The following is a 2,044-nucleotide window of genomic DNA, read 5'->3' on the forward strand; positions in this document are numbered from 1 at the left end:
ACGGACAGCTTCTGGAGGAACCCGACCCCGCGTCGGGCTACCACCACGCCCTGACGTCGATCGACCGACTGATCAAGATCAACAACCCGCCACGCGGCCTTGATCAACAGTTAGTGAAAGACCGAGGCTAACTCCCTCACCCCCCACCCGGCTACAGCTCACCCTTCTCGCATCGGACAATCCCGGCCACCGACTGACGACCGCAACGGACGGCGGCATCCGCGCCAGAGTAAGGAGTCACCGTGCCCCGGCAACCGGGGTGACCACTCTTCCCGGTTCGTTGGAGCACCATGACGGTGCCGGAGACGTGCCATCTTGCCCGGCAACCGCACTGCCGTCGCGCCCACCGCCGTGGCGTCCGGACGCGCCTGGCTCAGCGGCGTGCTTCCGGTGATGTCGCCCCGGCCGACTCGGCTCCACGCTCGCTACTTCTCCTGCTCTCACTGCCACGTCGTGCGCTGGGGGCGCGACCGGCCGCCAGGGCCGCACGCGCGCCCCGGCGCGACACAACGGCCGGCCGCTTGCGGCCCGCCATTGGAGGATGTACAGAAGGTGCAAACCGCATCGGCGACCTTCGGACGGACGATTACAGCCGGTCACCACACCACGAGGTAACTCGGACCCGTCGTTGTAGCTGGCGTGGAGCTATTCGTGGTGCGAAATGCAGGCCAACAGAGAAACCAGGGACAGCCAGGGAGGAGTTTGCGCAGCTAGTGCAGCTTGTGAAGCCAGGGCCTAAGACGTGAACACCACTTCTAATCCCAAGGCCGCAGGTTCGAATCCTGCCGGGCGCACCACCGTCATCGCAGTTCGGCGACTTGGCGCTTTCGGTCGAATCGACCACCACGGCCCACGTCGTCAGCCCGATCTGACTGTGCCCGAGCACCTTCATCACCGTCCGGGACGAGGCACCGGAGACGAGCAGGAACGTCGCGCAGGCGTGCCGCAGGTTGCGCAACCGCAGCCAGTCGAGGCCGGCCGCCGCCCGGATCTTGTGCCAGGTCCGGTCGATCCGCTTCAGCGCTAGTCGCGATACATTGCCGAATCAGCGAGGCCCGCGCATGGCCGCTCAGCCCCGTGATGCCAGGCGCTTCCCGCTACGGCGACGGGGTAGCTGACCTCTCTGACCTGTCGATCGGCAGTCTGGACGGAGAACCGTATCGACAACGGCTCGCTCCCGAAGGCGAGAGTGCACTCGATGCGCAGCTTGACGCTGATCCAGCCGGTACCGCCAGGGCGCAGCAGCCGAGACTGGCCGGTGTCATGGACCTGGACGGCGGGTCGTTGACCGGTAGCCGAACTCACTGTGATCGGCGCGGGGCCAGCGTTGATCACTGCCAGTTGCCCGTCCATCCGGAGGATGCCCGTGGCGTCCGAACCCCCGCTACCGACGGATGCAGGAAAGGCCACGAGGGAAACCGAAGCGTTCCGTTCTCGCTCTTCCCGCGAGTCTCGCAGTTCACCGGCACCGATGCCGCCGAGCACGACACCGACCACGAAGGCAGCCACAAGCCGTACATTCCGCCTCCGTTTGGCCACGAGGCGGACAGGGGCGGTGCGGCCCGCCGACTGGCGATCGTGGTCGTCCAGTTCAATCACGTTGTGCTCGGCCGACATGGGCGTCAGCCTAGGGCTCTCAGCGGCTACCCGTCGGCCGGCCGGACAGCCGAGACCACCCGAGAGGCGCTTCGCGGCATCGTCCATGACGGCCCGCGCGATCTCCAGCAGAACAACCCGCAGCACTGATTCCGTCCGCCGGGAGGCACAACCCATGTCTGTGCATGAGCCACCAGAGGCAGTCACCCGGGAGGCGGTGGCGATGCTGCTACACCTGGCGTTCATCGAGATCCGTTCCCAGACGTCACCCGCGATCGGGGACCGGTCACCAGAAGCACTGGCCAAGCGTTGTGATCGGATCTGAGCCACCCCCGCTTTCATGGAGGTTCTTGATCATGGTCTGATGGCCGTGGGGAGGAAGTCGTCCGTGGCAGCACCGAAGAAGTACCCCGATGAGCTACGTCGGCGCGCTGTGCGCCTGTATCGC

General features: G+C 66.1%; 3 protein-coding genes. 1 reads left to right on the top strand and 2 read right to left on the bottom strand.

Features of this window, described 5'->3' with window-relative positions; translation table 11 throughout:
- Window positions 1-586: 586 nt before the first annotated feature.
- Together ABD52_RS38870 and ABD52_RS37060 are read right to left on the bottom strand one after the other, a co-directional pair.
- Window positions 587-1,021 (bottom strand): tyrosine-type recombinase/integrase, encoded by a 435-nt coding sequence (locus ABD52_RS38870; RefSeq protein ID WP_082171466.1) that lies wholly within the window; start codon window positions 1,019-1,021, stop codon window positions 587-589.
- A gap of 2 nt (window positions 1,022-1,023) precedes the next feature.
- On the bottom strand, window positions 1,024-1,617 hold the full coding sequence (locus ABD52_RS37060; protein WP_145752803.1) for a hypothetical protein: 594 nt from the start codon (window positions 1,615-1,617) through the stop codon (window positions 1,024-1,026).
- 154 nt (window positions 1,618-1,771) lie between these two features.
- Between ABD52_RS37060 and ABD52_RS39995 the strand changes: the two genes are divergently transcribed.
- Complete coding sequence (locus tag ABD52_RS39995) at window positions 1,772-1,921, top strand: hypothetical protein (protein WP_161801664.1); 150 nt, start codon at window positions 1,772-1,774, stop codon at window positions 1,919-1,921.
- Window positions 1,922-2,044: the final 123 nt, after the last annotated feature.

The organism is Micromonospora sp. RV43 (assembly GCF_001029515.1).
GTDB lineage: Bacteria > Actinomycetota > Actinomycetes > Mycobacteriales > Micromonosporaceae > Micromonospora > Micromonospora aurantiaca.